This window comes from Amycolatopsis orientalis DSM 40040 = KCTC 9412, from assembly GCF_000478275.1.
In the GTDB taxonomy this organism is placed as follows: Bacteria; Actinomycetota; Actinomycetes; order Mycobacteriales; family Pseudonocardiaceae; genus Amycolatopsis; species Amycolatopsis orientalis.
The window spans coordinates 380828-397439 of the sequence record NZ_ASJB01000028.1 but is presented as its reverse complement, the minus strand read 5'-3'; the positions used below and the strand labels follow the sequence as shown (position 1 = coordinate 397439).

16 protein-coding genes and 1 pseudogene are annotated in these 16612 nt (G+C 68.1%); 5 read left to right on the top strand and 12 right to left on the bottom strand.

Annotation, left to right across the window (positions count from 1 at the left end):
* The first annotated feature begins 48 nt into the window (after positions 1-48).
* Genes L324_RS08240 through L324_RS08230 form a run of 3 tightly spaced genes read left to right on the top strand, consistent with a single transcriptional unit; the run spans position 49 to position 2781 of the window.
* Positions 49-576, top strand: a complete 528-nt coding sequence (locus L324_RS08240; protein ID WP_037305423.1) for a hypothetical protein — start codon at positions 49-51, stop codon at positions 574-576.
* 9 nt (positions 577-585) lie between these two features.
* Positions 586-1446, top strand: a complete 861-nt coding sequence (locus tag L324_RS08235) for a DUF3592 domain-containing protein (protein ID WP_037305422.1) — start codon at positions 586-588, stop codon at positions 1444-1446.
* A 21-nt stretch (positions 1447-1467) separates the two neighbouring features.
* Complete coding sequence (locus L324_RS08230) at positions 1468-2781, top strand: MFS transporter (protein ID WP_037305421.1); 1314 nt, start codon at positions 1468-1470, stop codon at positions 2779-2781.
* On the opposite strand, the gene L324_RS08225 is transcribed toward L324_RS08230, so the two are convergent.
* Positions 2774-3589: an MBL fold metallo-hydrolase gene (locus L324_RS08225; RefSeq protein WP_235783444.1), complete on the bottom strand. Its 816-nt coding sequence runs from the start codon at positions 3587-3589 to the stop codon at positions 2774-2776. The genes L324_RS08230 and L324_RS08225 overlap by 8 nt on opposite strands.
* Before the next feature lie 78 nt (positions 3590-3667).
* Positions 3668-4264, bottom strand: a complete 597-nt coding sequence (locus tag L324_RS08220; protein WP_037305420.1) for a DUF6801 domain-containing protein — start codon at positions 4262-4264, stop codon at positions 3668-3670.
* 227 nt (positions 4265-4491) lie between these two features.
* On the opposite strand from L324_RS08220, the gene L324_RS08215 reads away from it, so the two are divergent.
* Positions 4492-5289, top strand: a complete 798-nt coding sequence (locus tag L324_RS08215; RefSeq protein ID WP_037305419.1) for an adenylate/guanylate cyclase domain-containing protein — start codon at positions 4492-4494, stop codon at positions 5287-5289.
* 41 nt (positions 5290-5330) lie between these two features.
* Here the strand turns inward: L324_RS08215 and L324_RS08210 are convergent, their stop codons facing one another.
* Both L324_RS08210 and L324_RS08205 read right to left on the bottom strand, forming a co-directional pair.
* Positions 5331-6713 carry a Gfo/Idh/MocA family protein gene (locus L324_RS08210; RefSeq protein WP_037305488.1) on the bottom strand — a complete coding sequence of 461 codons (1383 nt, stop codon included), beginning with the start codon at positions 6711-6713 and terminating at the stop codon, positions 5331-5333.
* Positions 6714-6885: 172 nt separating this feature from the next.
* Positions 6886-7581, bottom strand: coding sequence for a nitroreductase family protein (locus tag L324_RS08205; RefSeq protein ID WP_037305418.1), 696 nt, complete (start codon positions 7579-7581; stop codon positions 6886-6888).
* A gap of 330 nt (positions 7582-7911) precedes the next feature.
* Here L324_RS08205 and L324_RS08200 point away from each other — a divergent pair, with 330 nt between their 5' ends.
* Positions 7912-8628, top strand: coding sequence for a S1 family peptidase (locus tag L324_RS08200; RefSeq protein WP_037305417.1), 717 nt, complete (start codon positions 7912-7914; stop codon positions 8626-8628).
* Positions 8629-8695: 67 nt separating this feature from the next.
* On the opposite strand, the pseudogene L324_RS43500 reads toward L324_RS08200, so the two are convergent.
* The 8 genes and pseudogenes from L324_RS43500 to L324_RS08160 all read right to left on the bottom strand — a co-directional run bounded on the left by L324_RS43500 (position 8696) and on the right by L324_RS08160 (position 16584).
* Positions 8696-9345, bottom strand: a pseudogene (locus L324_RS43500) (glycoside hydrolase family 43 protein).
* A gap of 229 nt (positions 9346-9574) precedes the next feature.
* Complete coding sequence (locus tag L324_RS08190; RefSeq protein WP_037305416.1) at positions 9575-10459, bottom strand: alpha/beta hydrolase family protein; 885 nt, start codon at positions 10457-10459, stop codon at positions 9575-9577.
* Positions 10460-10727: 268 nt separating this feature from the next.
* Positions 10728-11147: a DoxX family protein gene (locus tag L324_RS08185; protein ID WP_037305415.1), complete on the bottom strand. Its 420-nt coding sequence runs from the start codon at positions 11145-11147 to the stop codon at positions 10728-10730.
* 35 nt (positions 11148-11182) lie between these two features.
* Positions 11183-12223 carry a rhamnogalacturonan acetylesterase gene (locus tag L324_RS08180; RefSeq protein WP_037305414.1) on the bottom strand — a complete coding sequence of 347 codons (1041 nt, stop codon included), beginning with the start codon at positions 12221-12223 and terminating at the stop codon, positions 11183-11185.
* Between the two features lie 11 nt (positions 12224-12234).
* On the bottom strand, positions 12235-13299 hold the full coding sequence (locus tag L324_RS08175; RefSeq protein ID WP_037305413.1) for a glycosyl hydrolase 53 family protein: 1065 nt from the start codon (positions 13297-13299) through the stop codon (positions 12235-12237).
* 442 nt (positions 13300-13741) lie between these two features.
* A complete protein-coding gene (locus L324_RS08170; RefSeq protein ID WP_037305412.1) occupies positions 13742-14788 on the bottom strand; it encodes a LacI family DNA-binding transcriptional regulator in 1047 nt (348 codons plus the stop codon).
* Between the two features lie 27 nt (positions 14789-14815).
* Positions 14816-15676, bottom strand: a complete 861-nt coding sequence (locus tag L324_RS08165; protein ID WP_037305411.1) for a carbohydrate ABC transporter permease — start codon at positions 15674-15676, stop codon at positions 14816-14818.
* Positions 15673-16584 (bottom strand): carbohydrate ABC transporter permease, encoded by a 912-nt coding sequence (locus tag L324_RS08160; RefSeq protein ID WP_037305410.1) that lies wholly within the window; start codon positions 16582-16584, stop codon positions 15673-15675. Before L324_RS08160 ends, L324_RS08165 begins: the two co-directional genes overlap by 4 nt.
* Between the last annotated feature and the right edge of the window lie 28 nt (positions 16585-16612).

The following is a 16612-nucleotide window of genomic DNA, read 5'->3' as shown; positions in this document are numbered from 1 at the left end:
CGCCGAAGCTGTGTCCAGCACGAACGACACGGCGAAAGGCGGGACCCGATGTTCAAGAAGATCCGCGACAAGATCAACGACGCGACGCAGCAGGGCATGGCCCGGGGCGCGCAGGACTTCCAGCGGCACGCCGAGCAGTTCCGGCGGGCCGCCGCCGCGCAGGGGCACGACATCACCCCGCAGCTGCCGACGCCGCAGCTGGCCGCGCAGGCGTTCCGGGACCTGAACGCCGACCCGGACATGGCGGCGTTCCTGGCCCTGCCGATGGAGGAGCAGCTGAGCCAGCAGCGGGAACTGCAGGACTACGGCACCGAACTGCGGCGCCTCTACGACACCTGCGAGCCCGCCACCCTGGTGATCCGCGCACTGGAGCCGACCGGCCGGAAGATCGCCGGACAGGCGCAGTACACCGCGACGCTGGAGGTCACCCGCGCCGACGGCACCACCTACGAGACGGTGGCCCAGCTGATCGCGCCGCTGGCGACGGTCCAGCAGTACGCGCCCGGCACCCGGCACGAGGCCAGGGTGGACCCCGCCGACCCGGCCAAGGTCGCTGTCTTCGGCCCGATCGCGTAGGGGGCGGCGATGTTCGGATCCTTCGAGTTCGCCCTGCCGGACGACTCGCGGCCACGACGGCGCCCCGGCGCGCGCCTGTGGCTGCTCGGCGTGCCGACGACACTCGCGTGGGCGGCCGTGGGCTGGTCGGGCGCGCTCGGCCTGCTGGACGGCTTCCGGCTGATGTCGCTGAACCGCGTCGACGCGTGGGGCGCCGACGCGGGTCCGGCGGTTTCGCTCGTCCTGTTCTTCAGCGTCTCGATCACGATCGCTTCGTCGCTCGGCTTCGCGATGCTGTGGGGTGACGGGATGTCGTTGCGAGGACTGGGTGTCGGCTTCCGGGCGAGCTCACTCGCGGCGTCACTCGGCGTGGCGCTGGGCAGCGGCTTCGCGATTCCCTCGTGGACGCCGCCCGAGGCGGTGGGGCAGCGGCTGCCCGCCGGCCGTGGCGCCGCCGAACCCTGGACCGACGTCGACTGGATCATCTACTACGAGCCGTATCTCGTGCCGGGCGTCGCCGGGGCGGCGGCGCTGGTCATGCTCATGGTGCTGGGGCGGGCGTTCGTCACCAGGGCGGAGGCGGACGACCAGGCGCAGGCGCTGGCCCAGACCGGTCTTCAGGTGATCGGGAAGGTCGTCGGCGTCGAGTTCACGAACGTCTGGGTGATGGGGAATCCGCGGTTCACCGTGCAGGTCCGGTTCCCCACGGAAACCGGCGAGCACACGGTGGTGACGAGCATGACCACCTCGCCGATGCGGACCCCGTCCCGGGGCTCGACGGTCAAGGTCACCTACGATCCGCGGAACCCCGACTCGGTCCAGGTGGAGCCCGATCCGGCCGACCGGGCCGCGGGCGGGAATTTCGGCGCGTTCCTGCCTCCGTTGTTCTGACCGCCCCCTACACTCCCGCGGATGGACGAACAGACGGCAGAGGTGCCCACCGCGCCGGCGGTGCGCAAGGCGATGATCAGGCTGGTCCCGTTACTCGGACTGCTCTATCTGCTCAACTATCTCGACCGGGTCAACGTCGGGTTCGCGGCGCTCACCATGAACGCCGACCTCGGCATCAGCGCGGCGGCCTACGGGCTCGGCGCGGGCCTGTTCTTCGTCGGGTACTTCTTCTTCGAGGTGCCCAGCAACGTCATCCTGCACAAGGTCGGCGCCCGGATCTGGATCGCGCGGATCATGGTCACCTGGGGCCTCGTCGCCTCGGCCACCGCGTTCATCCAGGGCGAGGTCAGTTTCTACATCGTCCGGGTGCTGCTCGGCATCGCCGAGGCCGGCTTCTTCCCCGGCATCATCCTGTACCTGACCTACTGGTTCCCGCGTAAGCAGCGGGCGAAGATCGTCGCGCTGTTCTTCCTCGCCGTGCCGCTCTCGTCGGTCCTCGGCAGCCCCATCTCCGCCCTGCTCATCAAGCACGGTGACGGCGTCCTCGGGTTCGACGCGGGCTGGCGCTTCATGTTCTTCGCCGAAGGGGTGCCCTCGATCCTGCTCGGGGTGGCGGTGTTCTTCCTGCTGCCTAGCAAACCGAAGGACGCGAAATGGCTGACCCCGGACGAGCGCACGGCGCTGCAGTCGGCCATCGACGCGGAGGACACCCGTGAGGTCGGCGAGGAGGTGAGCACGCGGTCGGCGCTGACCGATCCGCGCGTGCTCGCGCTGAGCGCCGTCTACTTCGGGATCATCTTCGGCCTCTACGTGCTCGCGTTCTTCCTCCCGCAGGTGATCAAGGGCTTCCAGGAACAGTTCCAGACCTCCTACAGCATCGTGGAGATCGGGCTGATCACGGCGATCCCGTATGCCGTGGCCGCGGTCGCCATGGTCCTGTGGGCACGCCATTCGGACCGCACCGGCGAACGCGCCGGGCACGTCGCGATCGCCGCGTTCGTCGGCGCGGTCGCGATCGCCGGCGCGCTGTATCTCGGCTCGCCGCTGCTGGTGATGATCGCGGTGACCATCTGCGCGGTCGGGGTGTTCACCGCCATCCCGGTGTTCTGGCAGCTGCCCAACGCCTTCCTCACCGGGGTCGGCGCCGCCGCAGGGATCGGCCTGATCAACTCGTTCGGCAATCTGTCGGGCTTCGTCGGTCCCTACCTCACCGGCTGGTTGCAGGGGCTGACCGGCAGCTTCCGCGCCGGTATGTGGGTCGTCGCGTTCTTCATGGCGATGGCGGGCTTCATCGCGCTGTCCTTCCGCAGCAAGGAGAAACGCGCGATCAAGTGAGGTGGTCGAAGTCGCCGTTCACCCACCGGACATGGGTTTCGGCACTGCGGCGGACGACCGCGCGGGCGTCCCGGTCGATGGTGTCGCCACCGAGGGTGTAGAGCCGGTCGTAGGGGAAGTCGTCGAGCCGGTCGACGATGCGGCGGACCACGGCCGCGGACAGCGGGATGTGCTTGGGGAAGCTGCGCTGGAACGACACCCAGTCCGGCGCGAGCCCGCCGCTGATCGTGTCACCGGCCAGGATGCTGCCGTCCGGCGTCCTGGCCACGGCGCTGCCGCGCATATGCCCGCCGAGCCGGACGAGTTCGAGGCCGGGCAAGGGTTCGCTGTGCTCGTCCCAGAACTCGAAGGCCGGATCGGGGGCGGGCAGCCATTCGCGGTTGCGTTCGTTGACCAGCACCGGGACCCCGCCCAGTGCGCGGCTCCAGCCGAGCTGGGCGCCGAACACATGCGGGTGGCTGGTGGCGATCGCGGCGACGTCGCCGAGACCGCGCACGATGTCGAGCACCTCGGTGTCCAGCCAGGACGGCGGGTCCCAGAGCAAGTTGCCCGCCGGGGTCACCGCGATGAACGACCAGTGCCCGATCGCGAACCGCGGCTCCCGTGCGACGCTGTGCGGGCCGCGGCCGTGGTCGCGGTGCAGGGTCTTGTGGGGCACGGACATCAGTTCCTCGTGCGTCCACCATCGTCCGGTGTGCGGGCCGAGGTCCCCGGCTTCTTCGATGCCGACCTCCCCGCGGTCGAGAACGCACCGGGGAGGTTCCGGGGTGGCTGGATGTTCGATACCGCACCTGTCGCAGATCCACATGTCAGCAGCTTGCGACCTCGAGTCCGGTGGAGGTCAAGAAGCCTGCCCCCGGCTCGGTGAGCCGGGGGCAGGCGATGCTCAGCCGACGGTCGTCTTGCCCAGGACGGCGTCCTGGTCCGGCGGGTCGAGCGTGAGGTTGACGTCGAACTCGCCGAGCGAGCTGTCGGTGACGATGTGCGAGGTCGCCGCGGCGTCGACGCTGCTGGTCGCCTCACCGGCGGGGGTCCCCGCCGGGATGGTGAAGTCGACCTTGCCCGTCGCGGTGAACTTCAGCGGCCCCTCGGCGGGCACCTCGGTGTCCGGGATCGGCAGCTCGATGGGGATCGCCACCTTCTGCTCGCCGAGGGCGATGTTCACCTTCGAGCTGATCGTGCCGGAGAGCTTCTTGGCACCGACCAGCCGCAGCCCGTCGCCCGCGGCCTGACCGGAATCGACGTCGAGGGTGAACGGCACCGAAATCGGCTCGCCGGCCTTCGCCGTCGCCGGGATTTCCGCCTTCACGACCACCGCGACCTGCTGGTCGCCGATGATGGGGAAGCCGCCCTTGTACGTGAGGTTCTTTTCGACGGCGGCCGCGGTCCCGGCGGCGGAAAGCATGACCGTGCCGACGATCGCGGCGGCGATCCCGGCCGCGCGGAACCGCCGGACGCCCTTCCGCACGAGGGTTTCCGTCATGTCTGGTCCTTTCGTCGTTGAATGGGCTCGGAGCCGAATGTAGGTGGAAAGTCACCAACGAGGAAAGGAAAAGATCTCTCGCGTTTTCTTTACGCGCCGATCTTGTCACGCGTATGCGGAATCGGCCGATCGTGAATTGTCACGGAAAAGAGTCAAGGGGAAATTCGGGCCGCTTTCTTGTCACCCCGGTGACAGGTGCGCCTGCCGGACGGCGGGCGGCTAAGGTCTTGATCGTGACCGAACGACCCGAGCCGTGGCACCTCCGGACCCGCAGATTCCTGCGCGCCACGGATCAGCGCGGTGAGCTGGTGCGCGGCGCGCGGTTCCTTCGCAGGCTCGTCCCCGGGGACGACACTCCCGGCGACCCGCTGGCGCCGTCCACGGGCCGCTCGTCCGACCGGCTGGCCCGGCTGCTCGCCGAGGCGGGCGCCGACCGGCCCAGCGCCACCCGCGAGCTGGGGCTGGCCGCGGTCCAGGCCTGGCAGGCCGCCACCCGCCGTTCCGGGGCGCGACCGCGGGCCACGAGCGGGATCACCGTCCTGTTCACCGACCTCGTCGGCTTCTCGACCTGGGCGCTGGAGGCCGGTGACGACCGCGTCCTCGAGCTGCTCCGCGCCGTCGCCGACGTCACCGGGTCGATCGTCACCGGGCACGGCGGCAGTGTCGTCAAAGGGCTCGGTGACGGGGTGATGGCGGTGTTCGCCGATCCGGCCGAAGCGGTGAACGCCGCCTACGAGACGTGCTCCGCGGTGAGCGTGATCAAGGCCGAGGGGTACCTGCCGCATCTGCGGGCGGGTCTCCACCGGGGGAGCCCGCAGCGGGTCGGCGACGACTACTTCGGCGTCGACGTGAACATCGCGGCCCGGATCATGGCGGCCGCGGACGGCGACGAGGTACTGGCCAGCGGAAGTGTGGTCGACGAACTCGACGCGGACGCCGTGATCGCGCGTCCGCGCCGGAACTTCCGGGCCAAGGGCACCCCGAAGGATCTCCGGGTCTATCGCGTCGTGCCCCGCTACTCGTGAGTGGTAATGACGGTTCTAACCGTCATTACCACTCACGAGTCTCAAAGGGGCTGCGAGTCCAGGCCCGCCCGGGGCTTCGACCAGGCGCCGCGGGTGAAGTCCGGTACCGCGACCGGTTTCCCGCCATTGGCCAGTGAGACGACGCTCAGCGGCACAGGGGAGCACCAGGTCGCCGAGTCGTAGACGTCGATGTCCGGTACCAGCCCGGCGCGCATCTGCTGCACGATCCGCCACTGCAGCACGTAGTCCATCCCGCCGTGCCCGCCGAGGTTCGGATCGTCCTTGAGCTTCTTCCACAGCCAGTGGTCGTAACGGTCGCGGTACGGCCCGAAGTCCTTCCACGCGTGACCGCTGTGGTCGGGCTCGAGGTAGATGCGCGCGGGGTAGTCCTCCACGATGCCGCGACTGCCCGCGAGGCTGTTGATCCGGCTGTACGGGCGCGGTGAGCTGACGTCGTGCTCGGCGCGGATGACGCGCCCTTGCGCGGTCTCGATCAGGCAGGTCACGAGGTCGCCGTTGATGTAGGTCTCGTTCCACGACGGGTGGCCCGGCGGCATATGCCGTTCCCGGTAGTCGGCGAGGCCCTTCGGCTCGGTCGCCGTGGCGCGCAGGGTGGCGAACCGGTCGCCGCGGTTGACGTCCATGCAGGCGGCGATGGGGGCGAGACCGTGCATCGGGTAGAAACTCGCGGTGCTGCGGGTATGCCATTTGCGGCGCCACGCGTCGGTGTAATACGTGTCGGAGAACAGCAGTTCGCGCAGGTCGTGCAGGTAACCACCGTGCCCGTTGGTGATCTCGCCGAAGACGCCGTCGTGCGCCATCTTGAGGATGGCCAGCTCGTTGCGGCCATAGCTGCAGTTTTCGGCGAGGAACAGGTGTTTGCGGGTCCGCTCGCTGGTGTCGACGAGGTCCCACAGCTGATCGAGTTCGGTGGCGATGGGTAGTTCGACGCCGACGTGCTTACCCGCCATCAGCGCGGCTTTGCCCTGCGGGTAATGGAATTCCCACGGCGTGGCGATGTAGACCAGGTCGATGTCCGTGCGGGAGAGCATCTTCCGGTAGGCGTCGTCGGATCCGCCGTACTCGGCCGGGCGCGGCCTGCCGTCGGCGGCGAGCTTGTCCGCGGCGGCCTTCGCGCGCTCCGCGCGGATGTCGCAGACCGCGGTGACCACGGCACCCGGGACCGCGCTCCATCCGCCGATCATGGACATACCACGGTTCCCGAGCCCGATGAGTCCTATTCGGACGGTCTGGTGCCGCTCGAACGGCACCCCGATCATGCTGCGACGGCCCGGACGGTGGGGCGCGCTTCCGGTATCGGCGGCCTCGGCCGCGGTGGCGCTCACCGGGATCGCGGCGAGCGCCCCGGCGGCGAGGGCGCCACCGAACAGTGTCCGCCGGGAGACAGAGGGCAGGTCGGCCATGAAGAACACTCCTTCGTGTCGCCTTCGGTGCCCAGACTGTGTCCAATCGCCGCCGGATATGTCAAGAGATGCGTCAAAGTGCGCAGTAAACTGCACTAATGCGCAATATGGCTGTGTGAAATGGGATGTTTCGCGCAACCCGGGTGCGCGGACACCCGGGCCGCGCGGATGGTCAGCGGCGGATCAGCACCTGATCGAGAGACTTGCGCACGAGGTTCGGCACCACGCAGTCGTCCGCCGGATAGCCGACCGGGATGACGGCGAACGCCTTCTCGTTCTGCGGCCGTTCGAGCAGCTCGCCGAGGAACCGCATCGGCGACGGCGTATGCGTCAGCGCGGCCAGCCCGGACAGATGCAGCGCCGTGATCAGCATGCCCACCGCGATGCCCACGGATTCGTCGACGTAGTAATGCTTGTGCTTCGTGCCGTCCTCGTCGAGGAAGTAACGCTGCTGGAAGACCACGATGAGGTACGGGGCGTCGGTGAGGTGGGTCTTGACGGCGTCGGTGCCCAGCGGGCGCAGGGCGGACAGCCACTCGTCGCCGAGCCTGCCCTCGTAGGAGATCCGCTCCTCCTCTTCGGCGGCCTCGCGGATGCGCTGTTTGGTCTCCTGGTCCTCGATGAGCACGAAGGTCCACGGCTGCTGATGCGCGCCGCTGGGCGCGGTGGCGGCCACCGCGATGGCGTCCACCAGCACCTGCTCGGGTACCGGGTCGGTGGAGAACATCCGCACGGTGCGGCGGGCGTCCATGCGGCGTCGCAGATCGGCGGCGGTGGCCAGCGATTCCTCCGCGGGCATCCGCGCGGGACGGTAGGGCACCGGCTCGAAGGGGTCGCCGTAGGTCGGGGTCCAGTGTGCTGCGGTCATGATCCCGATTGTGGTGGCGGACGTGACTTTCCGGAAGCCCTCAGTCTCGTGAGTGGCAATGACGGTTCTGACCGTCTTTACCACTCACGACCGCACGTTATGCCCCTCGGGTTATGCCGCCATCTGTCCCCAGTGGACGGACGCCGGTCGGCCCAGCCGCCGTCCCGTCGCTTTACCTAGGGGTAGTGCTTAGCGGTCCTCGCGGCGAAGAGATAGGTACCTACTGCACGACTTTCGTCGGTGTCCGATTTCTCTTGCCGCGTCCCAGAATCGGCACACCCCGTCCCTATCGCGCGGCTGGGACCCCGGCCGCAGAAATGAGTCGGAACCATGCGACTGCGTTCCTTCGTCCTGATCGCCGGCACCGCCTTCCTGGCGTTGCTCGGCGCGACCGCACCCGTGGCGTCCGCCGCGGAACCGTCCGACGTCCAGCCGATGATCATCGGTGGCCAGAACGCGCAGAGCGGCCCGTGGGCGGCCAGGCTGTTCGCCAACGGCAGGCAGACCTGTACCTCCACGATCATCGCGCCGCAGTACATCCTGACCGCCAAGCACTGCGTGGCGAGCGGCGGCACGTTCACCTTCCGGATCGGCAGCCTGGACCAGACCAGTGGTGGCACGATGGCCACCGGCTCGACGGTCACCCGGCACGCCAGCGCGGACCTCGCGATCGTGCGGCTGACCGCGCCGGTGAACGCCACCTACTCGCCGCTGGGCACCACCAGCGACGTCGCGGTGGGGCAGACCGTGCAGGTCTACGGCTGGGGCGCGACCAGTCAGTGCGGTTCGGAGATCAACTGCCAGTCGCGGTACCTGAAGTACGCGAACGTCCGGGTCACCTCGGTCGCGTGCCGTGACTACAACGGCGGTATCGCGGTCTGCGCCAGCCGTGGCGACGGCATCACCGCCGGAGGGGACTCGGGCGGCCCGATGTTCGCCTCCGGCCGTCAGGTCGGTGTCGCCTCGACCAGCGACCGGCAGACCACGACGGCGTACACGAACATCACCCGGTACCGGCCCTGGATCCAGCAGGTGGCCGGGGTTTGATCCTCGTAAAACCGGTGCCCTCCCCGAGTTTTTCGGGGAGGGCACCGGTTCCGCCCCTCGGTCGGGCTCAGCCCCAGCGTCGCAACAGCCGGTCGTACTCGGCCTGGGTGACCTGCCGGACGGTGCCGTGCCGCGAGCTGCCGGGCAGGGTGTAGCTCGAGACGGGCGTCCACTGACGGGTGTTCAGGTCGGTGGTGGTGAACGGGACGTAGCCGCGTCCGCCGTACTCGTCGATGAACAGGTACCAGCGTTCCTCGGTGTTCGACTTGAAGACCAGCGGCCCTTCGCCGACTTCTCCGCGAGGACGAACTTGCCGCACGCGGACTGCGAGGAGCTTCGCTCGTCCTTCGTGAACCGGTAGTAGGTGCCGTTGTGCTCGGTGAGCGTCGAGTCGATCGTCGAGTAGCCCTTGTCGACCCAGACCTGTGGGACGCTGAAGGTCAGGAAGTCGGACGTCGTGGCGTACAGCATCTGGTTGTAGGTGGTGCCAGTGTGGTTCGGATCGGTGGCAGAGTAGAGCTTCGAGGCCCAGAACACGACGAACTTCCCGAGACTCTCGTCGTAGTACGCCTCCGGTGCCCACGTTTTCCCGGCGGTATCCGGCGAGACACGTGCCAGGCGCGGCGCGCTCCAGTTCACCAGGTCGGCCGATTCCCGCACCACGATGGACTTGCTCCCGGTCCGCTGGACCTGGTCCCAGGTGCCGTTCCCGTACATCCGCAGGTCGATGGCGATCTGGTAGAACTTGTCGCCCCGCGGCGAGCGGAGGATGTAACGGGTCTCGGACGCCTCGGGTCCCGATGGCGGAGGTCAGTACCGGCCGTCCGCCGCTGAACAGGTAGCCGGCGTAGGCCGCCCGGACACTTGCCGCGACCGGCGCCGACGGCACCGCGACGCCGCACGTGATCAGTGCGGCGACCAGGATGAGCGCGGTAAGGACGCGGGCCTAGCCCAGCTTGGCTTCCCACCGGGTGTTGGATCCGGCGGCGTCGGCAGGCAGGCGGTCCCGTGCGGCGGTGTCGCCGTACATGGTCCAGCGGGCCCAGTCGACGACGGTCCTGGGGAAGCGCTGGTCGCTCCAGAAGCTGGTGTGGCTGCCGCCGACGAAGGTGAGGAACGCCTTTGGCCAGGTCATCTCGTTGTAGGCCTGGCGGGCCGAGCTGTACGCCGTGGTCGAGTCCCGGTCGCCGTGGACGAACAGGACCTTGGCGGAAACCGAACTGGACGGATTCCCCATGTCGACGCAGGACTGCGGGTTGGCGGAGATGATCCGGCGGTCGGGCCAGGAGGTCAGCAGGCCGTGGGTGATCATGCCGCCCAAGGAGTGCCCCGAGACGCCGACGCCGATGGTGGTGTTGATATGCCCGGCCAGCGGTCCGCTCGTGTTGAGCGCGAGGGTGTTGGTGAGGATCTGCGAGACGTCCTTGGACGAGTTGCCGTTGTTGACGTCACCGAAATTGTGGTTGAAATGCGGGGCAGGGACGATGAAGCCCGCCGAGGCCAGTGCCCGGATGATGAACAGCGAGTTCTGCGGGCTGCTGCCGAAGCCGTGCGTGAAGTTGTAGACGGGGAAGACACCGGTGGCGACCGGGGCGTTCGTCACCGGGCTGCCGCCGGCGGTACCGGTAGCGGGGTAGTAGACGTATGTGGTGCACGGTCGGCTGCCGCGAGTCCAGTTGTACCGCCGCACGCCGACCGCGAAGGGCGTGGTCGGCGCCGTGCCCAGCGGCCCGATGGCGGCCAGTGCCTGTCCCGCGCCGAGCAGGGTCAGGCCGACGCCCGCCGCGCCGGCCGCGGTCGCACTGAGGAAGGTCCGTCGCTGCATGGTCATGGATGACTCCTTGGGTGTGGGGAGGGGTGAAGGTGGTGGTGTCGGGTCAGACGGAAACGCCGTCGAGCTGGAACGTCTGCACCTGCCCGGCCGCGAAGGAGGCACGCAGCAGCTTGCCTTCGAGCCCGGACATCGGTGCGCTGGACGTATTTGTCACTGCCGCTGGTCGTCGACGTCGATCAGCGGGTGATCGGGCCGGCGGGCAAGATGGTGAACCGGCTCAGGTCGAAGGTGATCGGCTGGGCCGACGAAGTGTCCCGGTCGTCGGTCAGACCGAGGAAGGCATGCCCGCGGCGGTCCGGCGCCGTGCGGTGCTCCGGACGAGGGCGAACCGGCCGGGCCCGATGGCCGCGATGACGAGCATCGCCCAGCAGAACAACGCGGCTGCCTCGCCGCCGTTCTGGATGGGCCAGAGCGCCGACGGCTGATGCACGACGAAATAGGCGTAGGCCATCGAACCCGCCCCGAGAACGGCGGCGGGCCGGACGAAGATGCCCAGGCCGACCAGCACGCCGCAGACCAGCTGGATCACCGCCGCCCACCAGCCGGGCCAGGTGCCGACCGGCACCGGGGCTTTGGCGCCGAACAACCCGAACAGGGTCTTCAGTCCGTGGCAGGCGAACAGGAACCCCACGACGATTCGGTGAAGCCCGATGATGTGTTCCCGGGCCGCGTCCAGACGGTGCACTGTGTACCTCCATTGTGGACATCGGAACAGCGTTGTCAGCGCAGGTAACCGGCCAGGGAGAGGTCCAGCTCGCGAACCCCCTGCACGACGAGGTTCGCCATCTCCGCCCCGCCTTGGGCGGAGAAGTGGGTGTTGTCGCCGGCTTCTCTGGTGAGGTAGAGCTGCTGGGACGCCGTCGGGCCCATCGACTCGACCAGCGCCTTGCTCTTGGCGGTCAGGTCGATCACCGGCACGTTCGCGCTCCGGCCGAGCGCCCGCATCACCGCCGGCAGGTCAACGCCCACACCGTTGACGTGCAAGGCGGTGGGCGTCAGCTTGGTGCCGTTGAACTGCCTCCGCACCGGTGGCGTCACCAGCACTGGAACGCCGCCGCGTTCGCGAACCCCGTTGACCAACTTGGTGAGGTTGTCGCGGAAGGTGGTCGCGTTGGTCGTCTTGTCGTTGTGCCCGAACTGGATGAGCACCAGGTCCTTGCTCTTGATCAGGGGTTTCATCGCCGGGAAGAGCGCGCGGTTGGACAGGAAGCTGCCGGAACTCTCGCCGGAGTCACCGTAGTTCGCGACCACCGCGCCGTCGCGTACCCGGGTCGGCAGGTACTGGCCCCAGCCGGTGTAGGGCGCGGTCGGCTGGTCGCAGACGGTCGAGTCGCCCGCGAGATAGGTCACCAGAGGGGATCTGGCCGGGGTCACGGTCAGCGAACCGATGGCGGGAGCGGTACCGCTGAACGTGATCTGCAGACCCGGTGTGCCGTTGCCGCCCTGGCCGGTCGGCTGGCCCTCGGGGTTGCGGACATTGACCGTCGCGGTGGTGCGGACCACCTGACCGGCGGTGGTGGAGACGGCGTTCAGGACCTGCCTGCGTGCCTCGACCGACATCGAGGTGCTGGCCGCCTTGGTGGTGCTGCCGAGTTCCACCGAGACGTCGTAATTGCCGGGCGCCAAGGGAAAACTGCATCTGATCGGCGCGGCACCGGAGCACTGCGGTGGCAACGCCGTTGTCGCCGCCACGGCCGGGATCGGGACAAGAGCCGCCGCGGCCGTTCCGGCAGCGAGGATCGCGAGACGGTTGAAGAACACGGATTGTCCTTTCACGCGGTGAGGAAGCCGTCCATGGCCGCGGTGGGACGCCGGTCCCGGCCCCAAGCGGTCATGTTGTACCCGGTGAACGGCGAATAGCCTTCGGGCTCCCAGAAAAAGGTGCCGAGGCCGCCGAAAGCCTTGATGCCGGTGATGAATCGGCGCAGGGAGTCGCGGACCTGGCCTGCCTTGTCGATCGGACCGCCGTACTCGACCTGCATGACCGGTTTGCCGTAGGTGGACTGGATCGTCCGCATGCTGCTCAGGATCGGGGACACGTTGCCGGCCTGGGCGTAGGACGACAGCGCGGTGATGTCCCACTTGCCGCCATTGCCGCGGTAGGCGTTGAAGAACCGCTGGATGCTGTCCATCTTCTGCGGCTGGGCGAGATGCACCATGACCGGTGTGGTCGGAAAGACCTGTTTGGACACGTCGTAGGCGCCGTTGAGCAGGCCGGTCATCTGGGCCGGTTTGCTGACGCTGCCGACGGGGGAGCAGATGCCGCTGTTCTGCTCGTTGCCGATCTTCACCCAGCCCGGTGTCACACCGCCGGCCTTGAGCAGCTTCAGCGAGTCGTCGACGTACTTGCGCAGGGCGTCGCGCATTTGCGGGTAGCTCATGTTCGCCCAGGCCTTGGGCGGCTTCTGCACGCCGACGGAGTTCCATGTGTCGCCGAAGTGGAAGCCGAGCAGGACCTGCATACCCGCGTCGCGGCAGCGCTGCGCCATCTTGACGGTTTCCTGGATGCCGCAGTGCCCGTCGGTGGGGCTGTTGGACGGATTGACCCAGGTGCGCAGGCTGATCGCGGTGATGCCGTAGCTCTTGAGGATGGTGAACAGATCCTGCCGCTGGCCCGACTTGTTGAGCCAGTAATAGCCGTTGGCCTCCATCTGCGGCATCCAGCTGATGTCGGCGCCCTTGACGAACGTCGCCGCGGCCCCGGACTGCTCGGCAGGGGCGGCCGACGCTCCCGGGCCCAGGCTGCCCGTGCCCAGCGCGAGAGCGCCGGCACCGGCGGCGGCGCCGATCAGCAGACCGCGCCGTGAAACGCCGCCGGTATTCGTCGTTTCGGTCATGGCGAAGCTCCTCTTCCTGGATGCGGTTTCTCAGGCGGGTCGAGCGACATCCTCGCGTTCGGTGGTGGCTTCGGGGCATGACACAGCGCCCCTGGCTTCAGCGGGGATGGGTGGAGAAAGGTCAGCGAGAAGCAGGGAGGTCAGGAGAGGCAACGGATGCCGGGCAGCGTCGCGGAAGGAGACACGCTCGTCTGCGAGAGCGCGGCTTTCCTTGACTCCGAGGGGGCGTTCGCGGTCATTCGATCTCCCTTGATCGACGACATGACGAACCGAGTACGAGCTGGTTCTGTGAACGTACACACTCGACCACACACGGTTCTGTGAAGATAGAACCGCATATGCGAGCTTGTTTCAAGACTCTAACCAAAATTTCTGTGAACGTGCACAGTCGGACCCCAGGTGGCCGATACCGGCGCGTGGCGCTGAGCCGGCGACCGCGGTTTCAGGTTGAGTCGCGGACGACGAGTTCGGTCGGCAGGATCACCGTGGCGGGCCCGTCTCCGTTGATCTGGGCCAGCAGGAGGCGCACCATCACCTCGCTGATGCGGTCCCACGGTTGCCTGATCGTGGTCAGCGGCGGATGAGCGCCGAGCGCGATCGGTGCGTCGTCGAATCCGCCGACGGCGATGTCCTCGGGCACTCGGCGGCCCGCCCGTTCGAGGGCCGTCAACGCGCCGAGGGCCATGAGATCCGAGGCGACGAAGACCGCGTCGAGCTCCGGCGCGCGGGCGAGCAGCCGCTGCATGCACGCCTCGCCACTCTCCCGGCTGTAGTCGCCGATCTCCACCAGCCGCTCGTCGTAGGCGATGTCGTATTCGGCGAGTACCTCGCGATAACCTGCCAGCCGTTCCAGCCCGCCGGGAGTGTCGTCGGGCCCGGCGATGGTCGCGACATGCTCGCGACCGGATTCGAGCAAATGGCGCACCATGTCTTTGGCGCCCTCACGGTCGTCGACGGCCACGTAGGACAACGCGCCGCGCTGGCCCAGCGGCTTGCCGCAGCACACGAGCGGGAGGTCGACACGACGCAGATGATCGATCATCGGGCTCCCGCGGTGCGTGGAGACCAGCAGGACGCCGTCGACGGGGCTCGCCGAGAGGTAACGGGAGACTCGGCGGCGTTCGGCGTCGGTACCCGCCGTTATCAGGACGAGCGGGACATCGTGCTCGGCCAGTGCCTGAGTGCAGCCACGCAGCAGGGTCGTGAAGTTGGGGTCCTCGAAGAACTTGTCCTGCGTTTCCGACAGCAGGAACGCCACCGAGCCCGCGCGCTGGGTGACCAGGCTCCTGGCCGCGCGGTTCACCACGTAGCCGAGCTTGCGGATGGCGGTGTTGACCGCTTCCTGAGCGGCGGGGCTGACGTTGTGCCCGCCCTGCAGCACGCGGGAGACGGTGCCACGGGAGACCCCCGCCTCCGCGGCGACGTCGTGGATGGTGGGCGGGCGCTTGGCCTTTCCCCTCGCACGCCTGTGCGGTGTTGTGTCCGTCATCGGCCCCTCATCTGTCGCGACTCCTGGTCACGACTTTACGGCTCCGGAGAGCAGATCGACGCGCCAGTAGCGCTGGAGGCTCAGGAACAGCGCGATCAGCGGGATGATCGAGAGCAGCGCCCCTGTGATCACGAGCGTGTAGAGAGCGGGAACGCCGGCACCTTGCTGAAGGAGGCTGTAGAGGCCGACGGTGACAGGGAACAGCTTGTCTTCACCGAGCATGATGTAGGGCAACAGGAAGTTGTTCCAGATCGCGACGAACTGGAAAAGGAAGATCGTCACCAGCCCCGGCCGCATCATCGGCAGCGCGATCGAGGTGAACAACCGCAGCTCACGCACGCCGTCGACGCGCGCGGCTTCCAGCACCTCGTCCGGCAACGCCGCCGCGGCGTAGACCCTGGCGAGATAGATGCCGTACGGGCTGAGGACGCCGGGCAGCAGTACCGACCAGTACGTCCCGGCGAGGCCGACCTTGGCCAGCAGCAGGTATTGCGGCACGGCCAGGGTGATCGGCGGCATCAGCACCCCGGTCAGGAGCACCGCGAAGATCAGGCTCCGGCCGCGGAACGGGAACTTCGCCAGCGCGTACCCGCTCGCGGCGGACACCGCGGCGGACAGCAGCGCGCCGAGCCCGGCGTACAGGACGGAGTTGGCCATCCATCGCCAGAACACTCCGCCCCGGTAGGCCGTCAGGTCGGCCAGGTTGTCCCACAGTCCGGTACCCGGCAGGAAGGTGAAGGTACTGAACAGCTCGTCGCGGCTCTTCGTCGCCGCCATGACCACCCACAGCACGGGGATCAGGCAGTAGACCGTGCCCAGTAGCAACACCGACGTCGGCACCCACGAGGTCCGGCGGGCGGTCCGCGGCTCCGGCGGTGTCGCGTTCACGGCGTGGGCTCCCTGGTGCGCCGGCCGGCCAGGCTGAGAAACCCGAAGGACACCACGAGCGTGACCACCGCGATCACCACGGCGGTCGCGGCCGCCGAATGCGTCCCGCCTTGGACGAAGGCGTCGCGGTAGACCTTCATCAGCGGGCTCCAGGTGGAACTCAGCGAGTTCGTCAGCGGGCTCAGCGTCATCGGTTCGGCGAACACCTGCAGCGTCGCGATGGTCGAGAAGAAGAAGGTGAGCACGAGCGCGGGCATCACCATCGGGATCTTGATCCACAGCGCGATCCGGGTCTCCGAGCAACCGTCGAGCCGGGCGGCCTCGTACAGTTCGGCGGGGATGGCCCGCAGTGAGGTGTAGATGACGATCATGTTGAAGCCCGTGCCGCCCCACACCGCGATATTGGCCAGCGCCAGGTACAACCCGTCCCCGTGCAGCAGATCCGGTCCGCTCAGACCTGCCGCCCGCAGCAGGAAGTAGCCGGGACTGATGCTCGGCAGATACAGGAAGCCCCACAGCAGCGAGGCGATGATGCCGGGCACGGCATAGGGCAGGAAGATGGCGAGCCGGGACACCGCCCGGCAGCGCGTTCGCGCGTTGTCCAGCAGCAACGCGAAAAGCAAGGCCAGGCCGAGCATCAAGGGCACGAGCGTCGCACCGTAGCGCAGTACCCGGCCCGCGCCCGCCAGCAATTCGGGATCGGACAGCGCTGCCGAATAGTTGCTCAACCCAGCCCACACCTCCTCGCGGGCCTTCGTGCCGAGGCCGAGGCCTTTCACCTGGAAAGTGTGCAGGCTCAAGTAGATCGCGTAGCCGATCGGCAGGGCGAACAGAAGTCCGAACAGTACGATCGCGGGAGCGAGGAAACCATACGGCGCAAGCCGTCTGGCGGTGCGGGGAGACGCCATGGCACTTCCTCGGGACGTCGGGACGGGC